We start from the raw sequence: 21,315 nt of genomic DNA, 5'->3' as shown, positions 1-21,315 counted from the left end.
AATAAAATAATTTTTAATAATAAATTTGCTAATCACACAAAATTGTAGGTGTTAATTAATATCCTTATAATACAATATACTAACTATGACTCAAGTCAACTTATCCTTGTATTTTATATGGATATTATGGTGTTTTTCTGGAAAGCACATAAATCATGAAGAGCATAACAAATGAAAAGCACACGGCTGTCGCACGTACTCTATGGGCGCTGTCTGGAGTTAGAAGCCGAAAGTTGGATATCGGGAAGCAACCATTTGATAGCGAAGGGAAGGCAATTCGCACAGTACCAGAACATATAAAAAAACCGAGCAGTATTAACTGCTCGGTTATAATTCAATATACAGGGACACCTGAAGGGGGTAAGGCACCCTGCCTAGTGAAACCAACTTTATTAGAACTTAAGACGAATACCGGCCAGGTAACCCAGATCTACGTTATCGCCATCAGTGTCACCAATCTCAGCAAAAAGTCTGACGTTTTTCTGCGCTGGAAACTTATAAGTTACATTGGTGTACCAACCAAAAGTATCGGTATCAACCGATGCAGCCGTTTCTTTAACACTGACTAAACCAATAGCCATCTTTGTTGTAGCCGCTACTTTAAAAGTGGTTGCCACATTAATTAATTTATATTCATTGTTATCCTGATCTTCCTGAACGCTGTAATCTGCTGCAATAGTAGCCATACCCAGATCATAAGAAGCGCTTAGACCCCAAACAGTGAAGTCATCTGAGAAATCAGAATAATCCTGATAAGCAGCCGCCATTTTAACGCCCGCGACTTCAGTCGCTACTAACATGTCAAAACCTTCACCGTCAGTAGAACTAGAAGCACCGTCAGCAGATATTTCAGTTGATACGATGAAAGTCAGGTTATCCATAACAACATCCATACGCACAACATCGTTACCGCTGGTTTCCGTTTTATCAAAAGCATCATCTTTAATGGGTTTTGCTATGCTTTCGTAAGCTTCTTCAATACCAAAGCTATCGACTGCGAAGTTTTGCTTACCAATCGATACCGATACATTGTTATATTTTAAACCCAGGTAGGCTTCTTCCAGCTTATCACCTGATTGTTCACCCTCAGCCGCATCTTTGAAACCAAAATCCAACTGCCCGAATGCTGACATACCATCTTGCAGGTCATAAGTGATGCGGTTTTTGATTTCTAAGTCATCAAATTCAACATCGGCCTTATTGCCGTCACCTGCTTTCTGACGAAGCTGAATCTGCCAGTCACCTTTAATATCATATTTAAGGCCTTTAGCATCGTATACAGTAGCAGCGTTAACAGAAGTGGCGGCAACTACAGCAATAGCAGCAGATAAAATCAGCTTTTTCATTTATTTCTCCAATTAAAAAAAGTTTAAATTCATTTAAAATAAGCAAAATAATACCCGCCCATCAAATAGACGGGATTAAAATGTCGTGATTTATTTAAAAAAGTGTATTAGTTACTGATTAACTTTTAACCATTTAATAAAAGCTTTCTGCGTTTTTATATCAGCTTGCGTATACCAATATTTGAGCATTCCCTCAGGTATATTATTCGAATCTACTGTATTTACTCCAGAATCATCTAATGAAACTGAATGGATAATACTACCGGTGGACGAATTATTACCTGAAGGATTATTATTTGGATATCTTTCTTTCGAAAGGCTAGAAAGCGCAGCAGGAGATGCTGAATTATTAAAGCGCGACAGTTCGCGCTCATAATCTCTTGAGAACTGAATACCCTCTTTCTTCAATTCATCTGACGTAAAAGAAAAAGCAACATTAGCTTTCTGGTCAAACAACTTCCAATTCATCTGCTTGTTGAAATCATCTAGTTCTTTATATGTTGACAATTTTGGAGCGCTGAGTTGCAGCATGGCATTATCAGCTTTGAAAACAATAATTTGTGTCGATGTCTTTTCGATCTCGAAATCACCGTCTTTACTGATCTCAGCTGTATACTGCGCCACCAGTTGATGGGTGCCATTTTCTAAGTGAATAGAATTTTGACCATCTAGGAAATTCCCACTTTTAATCTCATGACCATTGATAGCTAATAACGAAACACCTTCCCCAGAATATAACGTAATATCTGCATTAACATTAACGGCCACAGATATCAAAGAGATCAACAAACAGCTTTTAGTCAGACTCATTTACAATACTGCCTCAATAATAGGTAAATATAAATATTAAAATACGTAGCAGTAATTATTGAAATTACTGCTCGTATTTAAATATTGTGAGCATCCTAACGTTCAAATATTACTAAAATGTTTCGTAAATATTAAATTTAATATTTTAAGGAACTTAATTTCATAATTGTTCATTAATCAATCAATTCAATCTTTTAGAATTAAGATTAATACATATTCAATACAGGTTTTAATGAAGGTTTTGCATACCATCACGATAATGTAATCGAGCAGACTTGTAGAACGCTTTATTGCACCTATAGCCCGGCAACAGAGATACTTTTTCTCAGTAATATAATGCAACATCAGCGAAGCTTTTCAGTATTTGCTTCCGTGTATTCAATGACAGAGAACTTGCAGGAGACGTATTGCAAGAGACCTTTAACAGGTATGAGCCAACGCTCAACAACATCAAGCTTATATCTTGTGCTTATAACCTCAGCTAAATAGCAACCTAGCCCCGTCGTGATATTGAACTTTGGTTGATTGCAGGTGACAAACTAACTGTGTCCTTAGGCCTACTGACAAGAGCTGAATGAATAACAGCAGACACCACATTTCAGGATACTTTGTTACCCATAGATCTAGCTCTACAAACTATGGCTGCGACACTCGCGCTATCTGATGAGCCCCTTGGTGGCTTGCCAACAGGACAACCCACAGGCACGGTACTCGTAACCGCTACTGTACAGGCGATTTAACGTAAGGAGATCATGCAAATGAACCGTCGTAACTTTTTAATACAAGGTGTAACCGCTCTTTCGTTAGCGCGCTTATCCATGGTGTCAGGGCCGGCTATCGCCAGCGGCAATGAAACGTTCGAAATAACACGTACAGAACAAGAGTGGCGTGAATTATTAAGCGATATGGAATTTAAGGTCTTGCGCCAGGAAGCCACAGAGCGTTCGGGCACCAGCCCATTATTGATGGAAAAACGCGCGGGTGTGTATCATTGTAAGGGATGTGATTTAGCGCTATACGATGCTAAAACCAAGTACGAAAGCGGCACCGGCTGGCCGAGTTTTTCTCAAAGCTTGCCTAAAGCCATTGGTACAAAAGAAGACAACACCCTTTTCTCAACGCGCATCGAAGCTCACTGCCGCCGCTGCGGAGGTCATTTAGGCCATATCTTTGATGATGGCCCCGCACCTACCGGTAAGCGTCATTGCTTAAACGGCGTTTCATTAGTATTCAAGGCGGCGTAATATTGATAAATATTCACCTTTGTCGATTTTATTTTAAAACCGTATAGAAGTTACGAAAAAGCCTCACCTATTTATTATATAGAGTGAGGCTTTTTATTACTTAATAGATATAATCTATTATTTTGTAACAGTATTATTATATTATATTTATTACAACATCAACATTTCCGCGCGTGGCGTTGGAGTATGGGCACACCTGATGTGCTTTCTCAACCAGTGCCGTTGCTGCCGTATTATCCATACCCGGCACGCTGACATTTAATACCACGCTAATAGCAAAACCGACGCCTTTCGGATTTTCACCAATACCGACATGAGCATTGATAGAAAGATCGGCAGGCAGGCTGATCTTGTCTGCCGCTGCCACATGCTTCATCGCGCCGATAAAGCATGCGGAATAGCCAGCAGCAAACAGTTGTTCTGGATTAGTGCCTGCTCCATCATTACCACCCAACGCTTTTGGCGTTGAAAGCGTTACGGAAAGTTTGTTATCAGAAGACGTGGATTGACCTTCACGGCCGCCTGTTGTTGTCGCTTCAGCAGTATAAATTGCTTTCATTATCAAACTCCCTTCTTTGGTAAACAATTAAGGCTATCATACGCCCCTATTAGGTATTGCAATAATGGATTAATTTTAGAAAACTGATGATGCAGTGCCAGAAGGCATGGAAGCTTGCTCTGCCGGCACGTGCGTTGGAAAACGAATAACAAAGCGACAACCTCCCTCTTCTGGTGTTTCAGTTCGTATAGAGCCTGACATTAACTGAGTCACCCATTGGTGCACAAGATGAAGTCCCAACCCTGTACTGCCATCACTCCGGTTGCTGGTAACAAACGGGTCAAAAATCGTATCCAGAATGTCGAGTTCAATGCCACTACCGTTATCGGTCACCGTCAATTCCACCTGACTCTCTACCACCCGGGCAGCGAGCACTATCCTCGCTCCTCTGCGTTGATCCAAACCGTGGATCATTGCATTGTCTATTAGATTTTGTAAAATTTGCGACAGTATCCCAGGATAACCACAGAGAGTGATTGGTTTTTCGCTATGGAAGACGGCATCAACTCCGGCAGTTTTCAGCCGTGAATGCAGGGACAGTAACAGATCATCAACCACCTGTTTGAGCTGAAATTTTACTATATCTTCACTGACACGGTCGATCGCCAGACGTTTAAACCGCTTCACTAAATTTGCCGAGCGGTTCAGGTTACTTTCTGCCAACACTATTCCCTGCTCTGCATTACTCAGATAGTCATCCAGCATCTTACGGGTCAACCCTTCCTCTATTGCCCTGCTCAGTACAGCCAAACGTTCATGCTGACTGGTAATGGCAATCAGCGCTCCACCGATCGGCGTATTTAACTCATGCGCCACGCCTGCAACCATCATTCCTAATGAGGAAAGTTTGCGTGATTCCACGAGGTCATCCTGCAACATTTGCTGCTGTTCCAATGTACGGCCCAACGTTTCATTGACGCTAGACAACTCCGCTTTTTCATTCGCTAACTGCTGATTCAACTTCAACAACGACAGCCGAAACCTATAGTCACGTCTAAGTAGCGCGCCGTTGAATAAAAAAAACATCAACGCCAAAAAAATGGTCGGGATCAGCGCATCCCTCTTATTTTCCCACATTACAGTAGCTGGCGTTTCTGTCATCAGGTAGACGCGACTTTGCTTATCATCTATATCGGTATGACTGAGGTTGATGCGCTGATAACTGACCAGCGTATTATTATAGTGCATGTCAATCTGAGTGGGGTTTTTAAGCATTGATTGCCACAGATCAGGTTGCTGTTTTTGCAGGTTATTATCTGGCTGCTGCAAGTCTCGACCCCACTGCATAGAAGACATCGGATTTACAATCCAGTAGCCTTCACTATCCACCAGAGTTATACGCATCGTACTACTATTGAGTGCACGAATCCGTGCCAGCAATTCATTTAGATGGTAGTTAATCAGTAATAGTCCTTTTACCAGCCCGTCTCCCTCTCCGGTCCGGATGCCAGCGCGCACCGTCGGGTCATAGGGCTCGACTACACGACCATGCTCTATATTCAGATCAATCGAGGAGATATAAACCTCTGATGGAGGCATCTGTAATGCATTGATAACGTAGTAGCGGTTACTTTTATCCTGCAAAGACGATACAGACCACGCCATTTTATCATCAGATGACTCTGTCCAATCAACCCGTGCACGCTCCATCCCGCTGCTATCTAGCCAACGCACCTGTTGAAGATCCCCGACAGCGATACCAAACTCAATAAACAGATCGTTTACGGCAGCAATATCGACCGTTGGCCGATTCACTGATAACTCTTTCTGTAGAGCTCGATTCTTGTAAAGCAAGTTTGCCAGGTTAGTAATATTTCCCAGTTCTCGGTGAAGTAACGCCATGGCTTCGATTTGCTGATTTTCCTGCTGGCGCATCAGATTGCTGACTTTCTGCTGCAGCAGCGTCTGATAAACCAACACGCTAACCAGTACCACACCACACAGCATGACGACTGCCAGTAGCTGTACATTTTTACGTAAGCGCTGCAGACTTTTCTCTATCCTATGCATGATCTGTCACCCTCTACGCACAAGATAGCTCCGGTTTAAGCCAGTCGATCAGGACGTTAAGAGGCATCGGTTTGGCAAATAGGTACCCTTGTCCCTGCAAACAGCCTTTGCCTATCAGTTGCTCGCATTCTGTCTCGGTTTCAATCCCTTCCGCAACAATCATAAAGCCAAATTTCTCACCCAATTGCAGCACCATATCAACCACATGCGAGCCAGCCTGATCTTCATCCAACATCGCTGATACAAAGGAACGATCTACCTTCAGCGTGGTAGCCGATAGCTTGGTAACATGCGCAAGCGATGAGTAACCCGTGCCAAAATCATCGATACTAACCCCCATCCCCAACTCAACAAATCGATGAAGTAGCGGATTAATCTTTTCATAATCCTCCATTGCCTGCGACTCGGTAATCTCAATATCAAGCAGCACCGGATCAATCCGCCCGCTGCTAACGGCGTTAAAAATAGTCGCTACATACTGGCCGTTCATTAGATCTGCACAGGTCGCATTAAATGAAATGGGTAGCGCAATACCTGCAGCCTGTAGTGCTTCAATTGCTACAAAGGTCATTTCCAGCACCTCTGTGTCGATCCGGCTAATTAAACCCGATGTTTCAGCAAGAGGAATAAACTGATCTGGAGGGACAAAACTACCATCCGGACGCTGCCAGCGTAGCAACGCTTCAAAGCCGACTACCTGACGGCTAACCAGATGCACTTTAGGCTGCAGCACCAGAAACATATCACGGTTCTGTATCGCGACCTGTAATTCCCTTAACAACTGATGGCGGGAGGTAATCTGTTCCAGCATAACCGGCTGATAGCTCATAACCCGTTTGTGCTGCTGACCTGCCTGATAAATCACCGCTTCTGCCAGATGCACAATTCTCTCGGCTTCTTCTTCAGCCAATAGCTCCAGATCAACCCGTGCCACGGTCAGATGCAGATAGTGATCCAGACCATCAATATTAATACACTGATCGGCCAACTTATTTAAGCACTCTTCATCCGGAGCATTGTTATGCGTCAGTAGTGCGAACGAATGATCATCAGTACGAGCAATCGCATAGCATTGTGGACAGGCAAGCATCAGATTCTGACAAAGTTGCGTTAACAATTGCCGGGCATGAATATTACCGATGGTAATTTCCATCTCTTTGCAGTGTTTAACGTCCACCATGATCATGATGCCACTGGAGCGCTCCGTCGTTTTCATTATATTAAGCTCACGCAGTAGCCAGTTACGATTGTGAATCTGCAACTCCTGATCCTTGTAGGCCAAATCGCCGAGACGATTCGTCAACGCCACATTGGTAAATCCACTACGTATATTCTCACTAAAAACCTTCAGTAAATTTAGATTATTCTTATCGAGTGGTTGCTCAGAATCGACTATCATCATGTATCGCTGCCGATGATGGTCAAGTGCTGAGGTATCAAAATAGAGTACATTGAAGCCGGGATAGAACTGATGCTGCTCAGTTGCCACTGCCTTGCGAAGCGCAGCAGAAACTATATCCGCCTTTGTATCACAGCCCTGTGCTAAAAAACCTTCGATGCTGCCATCAAACTCGCCATACGTGCCGCTGGTAGCAATAACCTCTGCCTGTAACGGATCATCGTTATTATTATCTGCAGCACAGAGAATACCACCGCCACAGGAGACACCGATAATTCGACCGATCTCCTCTAACACGGTATGCCCAAATTCAACCAAATTCTGTTTACTGGTGATCGCACGAGCGGCATCAACAACCATCATCAGGCCCTTACGCGCCTGATGAAGCTCATAAATTGACTGGTAAGTACGAATATGGCTGGCCACAATAGTCTGTAACTTATCGCTGGTCAGGTCGGATTTACACCAGTACTCATCAATATCGTAACGCTGCATAACATCTTGACGGGGGATCATTCCTGGCTGTCCTGTGAGCAGAATAATCCGCACCACAGAATCGCCTAACACTTCACGGATGGTATCTACCAGACGCAAACCGGCATCATCAGTCTCCATCACAACATCCAGCAGAATGACATTAATATCGTTATGACGCGCCAGAACCGCCGCCGCTCCCGTAGCCGAATTAGCCGTTAGTACTTGCAGCGGGCGCTGCATCACCTTCAAATCACGCAAACTGTAGAGCAATGTATCCTGATAGTTCTGATCATCCTCCACACTCAGAATTTTCCATGCAGGTAACGACACACTATGAGAATCGCTTGTATTCGATTCGTTGACGAATTCAAACAAATCACTATTAGTCATAAAAACGCATCCATATTAACCCTTATTGTTATTCGCTAATATAATGATCAAGATCAATGTTTTAAAAATATAATTCAGTATAGATCAAAAAATAAATTTGAACTCGAAATAAACAATTATCTGAATTGCACGCGTTCATTCAGTTTGTAGGGAGGGTATCTGGATACTAAAAAAGTCATCAGAAATCAGGGGATGGGATGGGAATGCTCAACAGCAAAACCTATAAGAGAAGTGATGGGATAACCGTGCAAAATGAACCGTTATTAAGCGGAAATGGAAAATACACAGGCATAGTTAAACTTGAGTGACTACAGACGGCCAAAACTTCGTTTTGACCGCCCCCAATACATTTCATTAATCGGGCGCATACTCGCCACCCTTCTTAAATTTTATGCGGACTTGGGGTTTGCACCGAATTTGTTTTCTTCGCGGCTATCCTGGGCCAGGAAAACGATCAAGACGATAGCACCCAAAAGAGGAATAAATGCTATCAGCTGCCACCAGCCAGTCCTACCCGTATCGTGCAAGCGTCTTGCGGCAATACTTATGCTTGGTATAAGCATTCCCAGCGCATATAGAGATGAAAGAAGCATAGTCCCAATGAATGAATCAATTACAGTCAAAATCGCATAAAAAATCATATAGAAAAGAATAAACATCCAATACTCTTTCCGCCGTGCTCTGCCAGTAAAATCTGCGTACTTTTTAAGCGCCCCTGTAAAATATTCCATTTCAACTCCTTGTTGTTTAATGATTTTGACCACGATTTTACGTCTCAAATGCCGAACCAGCAGAATAAGCCCACTACCGTAAACTAATTTCATCAAAATAACAGCTAAGCGATGCCAGAGTTATCTTCTGAAGCATAAAGAGTGATATATGGAGAGAACTTAAACAGAACGTGCTTTTTAAGCTATTCCTCTTGAAAATCGCCGTAACTTGTAGAGTTACTCGGCCCAAAAAAACAGCCTAACAATGATTTTACGATGGTATAAATTTATAATACTCAGCCAGACCAGCTAGTATGTTGGTGGTAGCAACAGACGTAAGAATAAGCCCCATGACCCGGCTTATGACGCTCGCACCACTATTACCAACAAGCCTATGAATAAAACCAGCCAGTATCATTAGTACGTAAACTAATATCAAAACAGACAACATAACTAACGCTGTTTGCATTTGTTCCCAAACAGTAAATACAGAGTTTTTTGTTAATAACACTGCCGCCAACATCGCCCCCGGGCTTGCAATTGAAGGTACTGCGAGTGGAAAAATGGCGGTTTCCTTATGGGAATTTTGTAATAATTTTATCTCTTCATCTGGTTTACTATCACCAAATATCATATTCAGCGCGAATAAAAATAAAACAATCCCACCCGATATTTGAAATGCGGGAAGCGGAATGGACAATGCATTCAACAATAACTCGCCGCCCACTATAAAAAACAACAACACAAACGCCGATACGATCGTTGCAAGCAAAGCAACACGACGTTTTGTTTTTTGATCGTATTTATCGGTTACGGCTATGAAGACCGGTATGGTGCCAATCGGGTCAATAACTGCAAAAAAGGTTATGAAAACAGCGATATAATCTATCATTTACTATTTATTCCATAATGATGATGACCTGAAAGCACTCGTCATTAAGAGCCTTTTCGCCATTAGATCAAGAGTCTGGCAGATCTTGATTTAAAGATTAAATAAACGCTGATAAGTTCATTATTCTTGCTCATTTAATCGAGTTCCGGACTTTTAGATATCGAAGATACCGTCACCTCATGATCGTGAAGAGGCAAGGTTTAGACTAGTGCCTGATGGCTACAACGGCCTTGGGTACGGAGACCCGGGCAATTAGCACATAGACGAAGATCACTTACCTCTTAAGCGACCCCTAACACCTTCTTACGCTGCTCTGCCCACGTATGGATCAAATGGTCTACCGCCAGGCCGATAAATGCAACGCATAAACCGAGCACAATGCCCTGCCCCATACCGTTAGCTTCAGACAAAGACAGCATGATGAGCTGACCTAGGTCGTCGGTACCGATAAAGGCCCCGATGATAACCATAAACAAAGAGAATATAACGGTTTGGTTAATGCCTAACATGATGTGCGGGAACGCCAAAGGTAGTTCAATTTTTAATAAACGCTGTGTGCGATTAACCCCTGACATGGAGCCTGCATCCTGCAAGGTTTGAGGCACCTTACTCAAGCCTTCGACGGTGTAACGTGTGGCAGGAATGGTGGCGTATACGATCACCGCAATCAGCACTGACAAATCACTCACACCAAACAACATAATGACTGGAATTAAATAGACGAATGATGGGAATGTCTGCAAGGTGTCACACACCAGTAATATAACTTTAGTGGCCCGAGGGCTTCGAGAACATAAAATACCGACACTACAACCAATAATAACGGAAATGATGACGGCGAAGGTTGTCATGTAGGCGGTAATGAGGGCGCGGTCCCACCACGGCGTTAACGCAATAAAAGCGATGAAGGCTGTCACAACAAGGGCAGAACGAAGGCCACCTACAATATAACCCGTGCCTGCAACCAATAATAAGGTCGCAGCGACTGGCATCGATAAATAAGCCTCTTTCATGGGCATCAAAATTGAGGTGGTCATGAAAAAATTGAAGCTTTGCACGCTGTGGTAAGTATTGGTGATAATCCAATCAACGATAAAGTCCCAGAATTTTTCAGTAGTGAGCCCTTGCGATTCATGAATGAAGTAGAGGTAGTTAGCCTTGTCCGGGAAGAACATCGACGCAACATAGGCAATAACAGAGGTGAAAATTAAAATACCTAAGAAAGTTAGCGAATATTTATTGCGCAAGTGGAATGGCAAGTTAGCAAAGTAATCAACCTGCTTGTTAGCCCAGGCCAGGGATAATTTATCCAAAACCACAGCAATCAATACAATAGACACACCTAATTCGAGGGCCTGGCCTATTTTGAGCATGTTCAATGACACCAGTAAGTCGTAGCCCAGACCTTTTGCTCCAATAAAAGAGGCGATGACGGCCATAGCTAAACACTGCATGATGACCTGGTTCACACCGATCAAAATGTCATGTCGTGCGGTAGGGATGAGCACTCTAAACATCAGTTGACGAGGGTTGCATCCACTCATCATGCCAGCCTCCAACACCTCTGGAGAGACTTTCTTAAGGCCTAAAATGGTTAAGCGGATCATGGGAGGCGTGGCAAAAATAATCGTTGAAACAGCACCCGCATGGTCACCAATACCAAAGAACACCACCACTGGAATTAAGTAAGAGAAATGAGGCATAGATTGAGCCACGTTTAACAGCGGCGCCAGGATGGACTCGAAGGTTTTGTTCTTAAAGGCAATGACGCCTAATGTTAATCCCAGAAAAACAGATAAGGGCACCGTCACTAAAACAAAGGATAAGGTTTGCATAGCGGGTGTCCACTGACCAAATACAGCGATGTAAATGGTGCTGGTGCCCGCTAAAATAGCCAGATTACGACCACCAAGATAATGGCCTAGCAAAAATGTGCCGGCAGCAACTGCTGGCCATGGTAGTGCAGGAATTCGGGCCCACTCGTGCTCGCTAATAAAATCCCAACTGGTAAAGGCCACAACGGTTTTAACGCCACCTAATAACAGCTCACGAATCAAATTAATGCTAAAAAGAAGCACGCCAGACAGGCCGCGCGTAAATTCTTTCATCATGGTCGATTCTTCGGTGAGGTCTAACTCCGCATCGTAAGTTTCTACGACCCACCAGTCATCGATGAGGAACTTAAGTCCGTCGTTAACAACGTCAGGTAACAGCCAAAAGCTGGTCTCTTGCAGGCGCCAAAAGTTGCCACCTGTGGCTGGATCGATGGCCATTACAAGGACAAAGAACACCGCAAATAAGGCAGCAAACTGAATCCATTTGTGTTCGGTAAAATAGTGCATTAAATTTGGCTCACGACTTAGTTATTAACTGGCATGCTGCTAGCTTCACCAAACAAGACGTGTATTATGGTTTTGCTGTTTAAAACGCCCACAATCTTGCCTTCGTCATCAGTGACAGCTACTGGCTGCTGCTCGGTTAGCACCGCTTCTGCTACGGTTTCGATAATCGCATCAGTAGATACAGTGATGTCACTCACCTTTGCAGAAGCGTCATATTTTTCCATGATATTTTGGCAAGAGAGTACACGCTCGCGTGGCACTTCACGTGTGAATTTGGCGACGTATTCAGTGGCCGGGTTGAGTACGATGTTGGCTGGGGTATCAATTTGCACGATGACGCCGTCTTTCATAATGGCGATGCGGTCGGCAAGGCGCAACGCTTCATCAAAGTCGTGAGTCACAAATAAGATGGTTTTATTTAATACACTTTGTAAACGTAAGAACTCGTCTTGCATTTCCTTGCGAATCAAAGGATCCAGCGCTGAGAATGGCTCATCAAGGAACCAAATATCAGGCTCCACCGCCAATGAGCGAGCAATGCCGACACGTTGTTGCTGTCCCCCGGAGAGTTGGTGTGGGAAGTCATTTTCACGACCGGTAAGCTCTACCAGATTTACCATCTCCATCGCACGATCCATGCTATCAGTGGTGCTGATACCTTTGACTTCTAATGGGAAAGCAATATTTTCTAATACTGTTTTGTGAGGCTGGAGGGCAAAACTTTGGAATACCATGCCCATTTTGTTACGACGAATATTGATGAGTTCTTTTGCATTCATGGCAAGCAGGTCTTCACCATCAATAAAGATATCGCCTGCAGTAGTGTCGATCAGGCGCGAAATACAGCGCAAAAGGGTTGATTTGCCAGAGCCTGACAGGCCCATGATGACCAGCATTTCACCTTTGTGCACTTCAAAAGAGGCATTGTTAACACCAATCACACATCCCGCTTCAAGTAACGCTGCTGTTTCTATTTTCCCGCCTGACTGTTCCAACATTTTCACAGCGTTGTCGCCAAAAATCTTATAGACAGACTCGCACTTAATAACCGGCTGAGGTGGTGTTGACATAATTAAATTCCTGTAAAAAGGTACTAAAACAATGTGTTTATTGGCACTGAATCAATGGAACTGTCGGACTAACAAGCGCAATCGTTTTTGTTATTGAATAGCGAACCACAAGACCTAACCTGAATGCAGCGCACTCAGGTTAGAGGGCTTAGCTTATAGCCAGGCTTTCCAGGTAACTTCGTTGTCCTTCAGCCATTTAACAGCGGCTTCTTCATGGCTCATGCCATCGATGTCAACCAATGCAGCCATGTTGCCGATATCGCTTTTAGTGAAGGAGATGTTATTGAATATTTTGTAAGCTGTTGGCCATTTTTTAGGCATTTGATAGTAAGCAGCCTTTTTCAACCAACCTGCAGGTGGAGAACCACACTTACCATCACCGCCATCTGCCTTCTTACAACCATCACTATACGCGGGAAATTCCACGAAGCTGCCACCGGTACCGGCATCAGTGAAGTTAGGTGACCAGTTAAATACCACGACGGCACGGTTGTCTTTAGCGGCTGACTCTAACTCAGCCCAAAGTGCACCAGAAGACCCTGCAAACTTAGCGGTAAAGTTCATGCCAAGTGCTTCGATGCGGTCCAGAGTTTCCTGGCCATGCCAGTCCATGGGTCCGTCCAGGTAACGACCTTTGCCGCCACTGCCTGCTGTTGCAAACAGATCAGCACAATCATTTAGTGCTTCCCAAGAAGGCAGGCCCGGGCATAATTCGCCAACATACGCAGGATACCACCACTCTTCTTGAGTGGCAGACGCGTGCGTACCCACATCAATGATGCCGCCAGCGTCTAAAGCGTTGTTAAAAGACTTACCAAAAGTAGACTGCCATATTTCGTGAGAAATAGTGACGTCACCGTTACGAATTGACTCGTAAACCGCTTGGCTATCAGCAGGTACGTAAGAAACATTATCGCCAATGCTTTCAAAAATACCACCGATAACGTACGCCATAGTGATTTGGCTGGTCCAATTATGGGTGGGAATGACAATAGGCTCTTTCGAATCTGCCTGGGCTAAAGTAGCACCAAGTACAAGTGAGCTCACTGCAGCAGCAGTCGCGAGTTTGTTTAAAAATTTCATTCATATCTCCGGATAGTATTGTTATCGGTAGTTAATCATTACTTTCTTTCTTTGATTACAGGCAAAGTCCTGTTTCGTTTATTGCGATCATCCAATTTGCCAACGTCGAGCAGCCTGCCTCGCAGTCAATGGACATGCTATACAAGGAATTTTTCACCTTTTGGGACAAGACCAACCCATAGACGCTATGTGTTCACTTTGGACTCAATCAGCGCATCACTGCCAAAAAATTCTGATTGTCATGTTCAGCCGTATAACCGGTGCGAAAGGCAGTGACTGGGGCCTTGTGGTTATGGGTAATGCGGAAGGTGGTAAGTCTTCAATGGTGACTGGTGATCTAAGCTAAAGATGATCTTTTAAAGTCTTTGCACTCAAAGGGCGTCACACAAGTATAGGCAGAACAAATGCCCTTTTGAGTCCAGTGCCCTTTTGAGTCCAGTAAAAACTATTAAATATAGAAACTAAATATGTATATAAATAGGAAAATAATGATAATTATATAGAAACAACACTAATGAAAAGTATAAATATGAGCACTTATAATAAGATTACTGAAAATAATCAATATAGAAAACCTCTTCATTTTTATTTCTAATGATTACCACAAATGATAATCTGAAACGTTGAAAAACCTATTTATAAATATGAAATATAGTATATAAAACAATGGAGCTACGCTTAACATTAAATAGTTTCAGGTAAATAATAATATATATTCTTATATTTATCTGAATTTACTTTTTCAAAAAACTTGTAGATATTTTTTGAATCCTTAATTTTGACATTATTTTTTGTAGCATATAATTTCATATTATTTATCAATCTATGGTTACATGTCCTGTTCAAACAATCAAGTCTCATTTAGTTTCCACTCAATAACGCACGCTAACACTTTAATTTCAGACAATCAGACCTAAGTCAATATTTTAATTAATGATGATAAGCCATAAAGAAACGCTTAAATCATCTTAAGCTGCCCAGGAAATAATTATTTTTCAATCTATAATTTCTAAATTTTCTTCAATATCAGATTCAATACTTATGTGTCATCATAAAATAACTAAATCTCAATTTACATAAGTATCAGGAAAGTAAAAAGGATTGTTCTTGCATCTTGCAATTTTTCTAGTTATTCAATTTCCCGTCGAATAACTAACACCAAAGTAATCACTTATTTCGCTCATAGTATAATATAGGGCTCTGCATTCCTTCATCACCCCTATCTTTCTATTTCCCACCATCACAAGTCAATTATTATTGAATTAACCCATAAAATAATAGCCTTTAAATACAACAATCGACCACAAAAAACTCAACGTATTAAAAAAATAAAAAGGCAAGAAAAACCATCTACATGACTGTTATTAAACACTTATTTTTAAATTATGCCGCTTTATTTTTTCTCGAAAGACCAACTCCGGCCAACCCTAATACAAGTAATGCAAGTGAGGTAGGTTCTGGAACACTTGTCGCCGTCTTCAAATCCCAACCAATAGCGTCAAACGCCAGCATGTCGATAGTAGATATTGTGCCAAATTCACCAAAGCGGATTGTTGGATCCATAATCCCAATATCTAAATTGTCTTTAAAATGACTGGCCTGGAAACCGTCGCCGCCAAATGAACCGGTCGAAAATGGTGCGATATTAGTCGCTCCGCCGTCAACTGAAAAGTATGCATCGGCACCCGGACGCCAATCTAAAACATCGACGCCTTGCGCTAAACTTTCACCAGAATAACGAAATAAGTCCAGGGTTGTTGCATTCGTATATGGGTCAAGGTCAACGGAATTGACTTCATTATAATAATAATCATAAATATCAACGCCGCTGGTAAAGCCTAGTGCATGTCCAATCTCATGAATGGCAACAGCAACAAAATCTATTTTATCGCTGCTAATGCCGTCAGAGCTATCAAAGTCAAAAGAAAAATTTGAGCTAAAGTTAATACTGGCATCTATTGCATCAAATACAGCTCCAGATCCATTTTCTGTAAAACCAAGAGCCTTGGCATTGGCTTGTGTCATTCCTATTCCAATATTATCCGGAGTACCATCTGCGTCTAAACCTGGTGACGCTGTATCTTCCTCCTGGTCTAGAAATTTTAACGCACAAACGCCATTAGCCGCTGCAGCATTGGCTTGTGACCTATCACATGATAAGTTATTGACTGCTGAAACATCAGTCAATGAACTCACGTCATTAATCAACGCTAAAGCAACATCTTCATATAAAAACAACGATAAGGCTGAACCCGTAGAGCCAATAATGTTTTGGCCAAGCGCGGCAAAGCCAATATTTACGTTAATATTTACTGAATCTGAAAACATGCTTTCCCAAAAACTGGCAGCTTCTTCAAATCCTGCCAGAGCCTGCTGGCCTTTTGCATCAGCAAATTGTGTCGGGTCGTTGTAGCTTAAATCAATAGTTGTCGCATACGCATTTGGTATTACTAATGCTGACGATAAAATAGCTATTGCCATGAGTGAATGTTTATTATTTAACATGTTGATCTCTATTTTTCGCTATGATTTATATATCTTTCTAATAAAAAAACTACTAGAGAATTGAGCTTATAATGTTACCGTTAGAATTAAAATAATATTATTTTAACCGCTTGTCATCAGAATATATGGGGACATTATACTACCCTCTATTTCCGAAATAACAAAGCTACCTCAAATGAGATGGCCATTTCTTTGGGACTGTCGATCTGAAAATCAATAAACATGCCGCTCAGATAACAATCAGTATTATTTTTCCAGTTGTGCGTTCAAACCCTAATGTGAAATTCATTACATTAGGTGCTGTGGATGCTGAGATAGCGGATAGCGGACACATCCGTATTTGTCATCAAATTTCGGCCTTTTTCTGATAATTTTCTTCATTGTGCCTTTAAAAGTGTAAAACTTTCCGATGCAGCCGCAAAGCTAATACTACAGATGCTGTAGGGCAGTATCACAGCAGCCCCGACGTAGTAGTTCGGCTAAATAAAGCGTAGCAGGGCCTGCGCCATCAACATCGACGTGGTAAAGGCGAAAGCTCATAGATCGCTGCGCCCCAACTCTCATATTGAGTGCTTTTAAACTTCCATTTTTTAAAAACGGTTCTATTACCGATAGCGGCAACCAGGCATAGCCTAAGCCTTGCACCACCCATGTAACGGATGTCATTAGATTGGATGCCGTCCAGCGCTCTTCTGCGCCCAGCCAGCCGACATTCATCGATAGCGTGTGAGCCGAATCACGCACAACGATTTGTCGATGCAGCTGCAAATCATCCGGGGTCAGCAGATGGTCAATGCGATGCAGCAGATGGTCAGGACGTGCAACTGCAACAAACTCAATGTTCATTAAGCTTCCACCTAACGTACTATCTATAGAACAAGGTGTAATGCCTAAATCGATTTTACCCGCCAGCATCAACTCTTCGGTTCCTGAAAGTACTGACTCATGGAGCTCGACACGCGTCATCGAATAGCGTTGCGAGAAAACGGACAGCACCTGAGCCAGTAAATTTTGTGGTTTCAGCTACCCAACATGGATAAGCGGGTAGCAGCCAAGGTGCGCGAAGCGATCACCCGTCTAGAAACTCAGGGAGCCATCGTCAGTGAGGTTTCAGTGCCAGAACATAGTCTAGCAGGCGCACTCTGGTCCCCTATTGGCTGCGAGGGACTCACGGCCAAATGATGCACGGTAATGGCATGGGGTAAAACTGGGAAGGGCTCTACAATGTCGGCTTGATGAACAAGTTTTCCGACTGGCTCAATCGTACTGACGAGCTTTCACCGTCGCTTAAAGTATGCATGTTTGTCGGCCAATACGGCCTGGACCAATACCACGGACGCTATTACGACAAGGCACAGAACCTGGCTCGGAAGGCACGAGCTGGTTATGACAAGGCATTAGACGATTACGATCTGCTGATTATGCCAACCGTCCCCATCCTGGCGCAGCCGTTACCTAAGACTGACTGCTCTGTCGCTGAGTACATCACCCGTGCATTTTAAATGATTGGTAAAACTGCACCACTGAACATAACCGGCAATCCCGCCATGTCCGTTCCCTGCAGTATGGTAGACGGTCTCCCCGTGGGCATGATGCTGGTCGGTGCCACTACGCGGAAAGCACCATCTATCCGGCAGCCGCCGCTTTTGAGGCAGGTGGAAACTGGCAGCAAATGTAAACAGAAAGCCCCCTAAGGCTCGGCGCTGTCGGGCCACTTTTCATCCTTGTCCAGAATATGCACAGTTCACATCTGGGGTCAGTATAAAAACAAGTATTCCACAGCATATCATTCAGCGCGGGACGAATCGCCAGGTTTGTTTTGCATCGAGCGGAGATTTCGCTGTCTCTGTGTGTTAGTTGGATGAGAGCGCTTGTGCGTCCAGAATAAGCGCAAACTTGCGGATGGGAGTCTGATTGTTTACAAAAAGCGCCGTCTGGCGCACCGGGAATTTGATGCGGTCGCCCCGGTTGGTCGGAGCGGCATGCTGAACGCCGAGAGTATCAATATATTCATAATTAGAATATATTGATAGGTTATTAATATATAAAGCTTTTTTTAGAAACTTACTAATTATGGAGATGGTATGCGTAAAAAATTTATATTTCTTTCAACTGCTCTTATTGTTTTATTTTCCACTCAAGTATTTAGCATTGAAAATTTTAGTAAAGTAGTAGCATTTGGCGACAGTGTAAGTGATAACGGATTTCAAGACGGCGCAGGTTTTCAGCCCTATACCAATGGCTACGTATGGGTTGAATATTTAGCACATTCTCTGCCTGGCGGACCTGTTCCAGTGAAAAGTCATGCCTGGGGCGGCGCTATGACAAACCAAGCGAACTGGGAAAAAATAGGCTGGAGTGGCCTATTATGGCAGATAGACCAGTATGAAAAAGAAATTGGCCAGGAAGACATTTCAAAAGTACTGTATACAATCTATATTGGTGGGAACGACTTTTGGGGAAAGAAAAAAGACGTAGCTGTGAGCGCACAAAATATAGTAACCGCAATGGAGAAACTTAAAAAATTAGGTGCCAGACATATTGTGCTGGCAAATCAATATACTGCAGTCATCTCTCCTGGATATCTTAAAGGTGATTATGCCAGCTATCGAACCCCTCTGACAGAATTCAAAAAGAGCCTGAATAATAATTTAAAAAATCTCGTAGTAGATAATAAAGATAGCTTTATAAAAAATAATCCCGAAGTAACTGTTTACTACATCAACTCGGATGATCTTTTCAATAAAATTTCAGATGATGAAATGGGATATGTTTTTACAAACAAAACTGAAAAATGGCTGGGTACAAAAGAATTCCCTTCTCCAGAAAAATACCTTTGGTGGGATGAATGGCACCTTATGACAAGAGCCCATCAGTTATTTGCAGATTTTGTTATAGAAAAAATAAAATCTTCTAACCAGGCGCATTAACCTTTCTTACCTGCAGCATAGTTCTGCAGGTTCAGGTAGCAAATGCGTATTCCGGCGAATCCGACCATCTGTTCCGAATTAATTCAATCATTAGTTACGGAATAAATCGATCAGATGGTCAGATCATAGCCATATAAGGTCAATTTTTTTAATCTTGACATCCTATGATTAAACCCTGCGTTGGCCAGTGCAATACGTCAAACTGAATCACCTTTTTTAACAATTAGCGGGGTCAAACAATTAGTGGGGGCAGGTGATAATTATTTTTATAATTCCCGGTATCTTTCATCTTTCCCCATTACTTAAGAGAAATATGGCAAATTTTAATACTCATTTCAATATAGCGACTGCTGCTACAGGCATTGCCTCTGCAGCGCTATTATCAGCAGGTCATGCTGACATCAATACGGCATTATGGTTGTGGTGCTTAGGCACGATCGGGGGATTGTTACCTGATATCGATTCTGACAACTCGACGTCACTTAATATTATTTTCAATATATTTTCCGCCGTTATTATCCTGATGGTTTTGCGCTACATTACCGGAGAGCACTTTAGAGAGATTCGCTTTATTGAATTACTGGTAATACCTTTAGGTGTTTACGGCATTATGAAATGGCTGATAAGACCTTTATTTGAAAAAGTGACGGTTCACAGAGGCAGCTGTCATTCTTTGTTATTTCTCACCTTATGCGGCCTGCTAACAACGCAGCTAACCTGGATATTCAACAGCGAATATGCAACTCAATCGGCCATCGTTGCCTTACTTTCAGGTGGGTTTGTTTTCTTTGGTGGGCTTATCCATTTAACTTTGGATGAAATATACAGTGTTGACTTAAGTAATATAAGAATTAAACGATCTTTCGGTACGGCCCTGAAAATAGCCGATTTTAAGAATAAAAGTGCGACATTTTTGATGTTAGTTGCCAGCATCGCATTAGGTTATATGCTTCCTGAAACTGACACAACGATTAATTTATTAACTAACTGGTCCACTTTTAAGTTTTATTAAGCACATAATTAAGTGGGGTAAGATGAAAATATTTTTTATTATTCCCGGCATTCTTAATCCGAACCCACTAATTCAATCAACCCCTAAACACAATTACTTTAAAACATAAAAATCGGTTAACTTATTCCAATATTCACAATGTAAAACCATATACTACTCCTTAGACTTCTAATTAACAGAGTTAAATATGTACATTAACCATCAGAAAAATTTATTGATTTTAAGTGAAAAAGTAAACAGCATTATATGTATTCATTAAATTAATGAAGTTTTTATGTTGGAATGAAAAAAGAGCCTAACTATGTAATTCATAAGTCTGAGTTTACGATTATCGTAGAAGCGGGTTCGTTTTAAGAGTCCTCTTCAATCCATATTAAACAGTCTGAGGCGTTTGGTGCAATAGAACAGGCGAAATCACTCAGAGAAGGTATGGAATTTAGCCTGTCAAAAATATATGATGATACTTAGAGAGCACAAAGTTCCACAAATAACTGTCACAAATACACGTCAAGAATAACTGTTAAACAGACACTGAA

The 21,315-nt window shown here is 42.3% G+C and carries 18 protein-coding genes; 6 read left to right on the top strand and 12 right to left on the bottom strand.

Annotated elements, in window-relative coordinates:
• Positions 1-392 precede the first annotated feature (392 nt).
• Together Nant_RS09210 and Nant_RS09205 are read right to left on the bottom strand one after the other, a co-directional pair.
• A complete protein-coding gene (locus Nant_RS09210; RefSeq protein WP_054341352.1) occupies positions 393-1,346 on the bottom strand; it encodes a porin in 954 nt (317 codons plus the stop codon).
• 111 nt (positions 1,347-1,457) lie between these two features.
• Positions 1,458-2,156: a YccT family protein gene (locus Nant_RS09205; protein ID WP_054341351.1), complete on the bottom strand. Its 699-nt coding sequence runs from the start codon at positions 2,154-2,156 to the stop codon at positions 1,458-1,460.
• A 758-nt stretch (positions 2,157-2,914) separates the two neighbouring features.
• Between Nant_RS09205 and msrB the strand changes: the two genes are divergently transcribed.
• Complete coding sequence (msrB, locus tag Nant_RS09200) at positions 2,915-3,400, top strand: peptide-methionine (R)-S-oxide reductase MsrB (RefSeq protein ID WP_054341350.1); 486 nt, start codon at positions 2,915-2,917, stop codon at positions 3,398-3,400.
• A gap of 136 nt (positions 3,401-3,536) precedes the next feature.
• Here msrB and Nant_RS09195 read toward each other — a convergent pair whose 3' ends face one another.
• From Nant_RS09195 to Nant_RS09160, 8 genes are all read right to left on the bottom strand, one after another.
• Positions 3,537-3,959 carry an organic hydroperoxide resistance protein gene (locus tag Nant_RS09195; RefSeq protein ID WP_054341349.1) on the bottom strand — a complete coding sequence of 141 codons (423 nt, stop codon included), beginning with the start codon at positions 3,957-3,959 and terminating at the stop codon, positions 3,537-3,539.
• Between the two features lie 75 nt (positions 3,960-4,034).
• Positions 4,035-5,969 carry a sensor histidine kinase gene (locus Nant_RS09190; protein ID WP_054341348.1) on the bottom strand — a complete coding sequence of 645 codons (1,935 nt, stop codon included), beginning with the start codon at positions 5,967-5,969 and terminating at the stop codon, positions 4,035-4,037.
• A gap of 13 nt (positions 5,970-5,982) precedes the next feature.
• A complete protein-coding gene (locus Nant_RS09185; RefSeq protein WP_054341347.1) occupies positions 5,983-8,235 on the bottom strand; it encodes an EAL domain-containing protein in 2,253 nt (750 codons plus the stop codon).
• A 389-nt stretch (positions 8,236-8,624) separates the two neighbouring features.
• Positions 8,625-9,059, bottom strand: coding sequence for a DUF805 domain-containing protein (locus Nant_RS09180; RefSeq protein ID WP_238377103.1), 435 nt, complete (start codon positions 9,057-9,059; stop codon positions 8,625-8,627).
• Positions 9,060-9,216: 157 nt separating this feature from the next.
• Positions 9,217-9,837, bottom strand: coding sequence for a MarC family protein (locus Nant_RS09175; RefSeq protein WP_054341345.1), 621 nt, complete (start codon positions 9,835-9,837; stop codon positions 9,217-9,219).
• 281 nt (positions 9,838-10,118) lie between these two features.
• The gene (locus tag Nant_RS09170) at positions 10,119-12,179 is read right to left on the bottom strand and encodes an ABC transporter permease (protein WP_054341344.1); all 2,061 of its coding nucleotides are present in this window, start codon (positions 12,177-12,179) and stop codon (positions 10,119-10,121) included.
• 17 nt (positions 12,180-12,196) lie between these two features.
• Complete coding sequence (locus Nant_RS09165) at positions 12,197-13,249, bottom strand: quaternary amine ABC transporter ATP-binding protein (RefSeq protein WP_054341343.1); 1,053 nt, start codon at positions 13,247-13,249, stop codon at positions 12,197-12,199.
• 153 nt (positions 13,250-13,402) lie between these two features.
• On the bottom strand, positions 13,403-14,332 hold the full coding sequence (locus tag Nant_RS09160) for an ABC transporter substrate-binding protein (RefSeq protein ID WP_054341342.1): 930 nt from the start codon (positions 14,330-14,332) through the stop codon (positions 13,403-13,405).
• A 160-nt stretch (positions 14,333-14,492) separates the two neighbouring features.
• Between Nant_RS09160 and Nant_RS09155 the strand changes: the two genes are divergently transcribed.
• Complete coding sequence (locus tag Nant_RS09155; RefSeq protein WP_054341341.1) at positions 14,493-14,678, top strand: hypothetical protein; 186 nt, start codon at positions 14,493-14,495, stop codon at positions 14,676-14,678.
• Between the two features lie 1,037 nt (positions 14,679-15,715).
• Here Nant_RS09155 and Nant_RS09150 read toward each other — a convergent pair.
• Together Nant_RS09150 and Nant_RS09145 are read right to left on the bottom strand one after the other, a co-directional pair.
• Positions 15,716-16,837, bottom strand: a complete 1,122-nt coding sequence (locus Nant_RS09150; RefSeq protein WP_054341340.1) for an NF038122 family metalloprotease — start codon at positions 16,835-16,837, stop codon at positions 15,716-15,718.
• Positions 16,838-17,266: 429 nt separating this feature from the next.
• Positions 17,267-17,842, bottom strand: a complete 576-nt coding sequence (locus tag Nant_RS09145; protein WP_274378327.1) for a LysR substrate-binding domain-containing protein — start codon at positions 17,840-17,842, stop codon at positions 17,267-17,269.
• 27 nt (positions 17,843-17,869) lie between these two features.
• On the opposite strand from Nant_RS09145, the gene Nant_RS21550 reads away from it, so the two are divergent.
• The 4 genes from Nant_RS21550 (at position 17,870) to Nant_RS09130 (ending at position 20,779) form a co-directional block, all read left to right on the top strand.
• Complete coding sequence (locus Nant_RS21550) at positions 17,870-18,019, top strand: hypothetical protein (protein ID WP_202904980.1); 150 nt, start codon at positions 17,870-17,872, stop codon at positions 18,017-18,019.
• A gap of 53 nt (positions 18,020-18,072) precedes the next feature.
• Positions 18,073-18,339 carry an amidase family protein gene (locus Nant_RS21855; protein WP_202904979.1) on the top strand — a complete coding sequence of 89 codons (267 nt, stop codon included), beginning with the start codon at positions 18,073-18,075 and terminating at the stop codon, positions 18,337-18,339.
• Between the two features lie 582 nt (positions 18,340-18,921).
• Positions 18,922-19,767 carry an SGNH/GDSL hydrolase family protein gene (locus Nant_RS09135; protein ID WP_054341338.1) on the top strand — a complete coding sequence of 282 codons (846 nt, stop codon included), beginning with the start codon at positions 18,922-18,924 and terminating at the stop codon, positions 19,765-19,767.
• A 253-nt stretch (positions 19,768-20,020) separates the two neighbouring features.
• Positions 20,021-20,779, top strand: coding sequence for a metal-dependent hydrolase (locus Nant_RS09130; RefSeq protein WP_202904977.1), 759 nt, complete (start codon positions 20,021-20,023; stop codon positions 20,777-20,779).
• The last annotated feature ends 536 nt before the right edge of the window (positions 20,780-21,315 follow it).

It is taken from the genome of Neptunomonas antarctica, assembly GCF_001305295.1.
GTDB lineage: Bacteria > Pseudomonadota > Gammaproteobacteria > Pseudomonadales > Balneatricaceae > Neptunomonas > Neptunomonas antarctica.
This window is presented reverse-complemented; position numbering and strand designations above follow the sequence as displayed.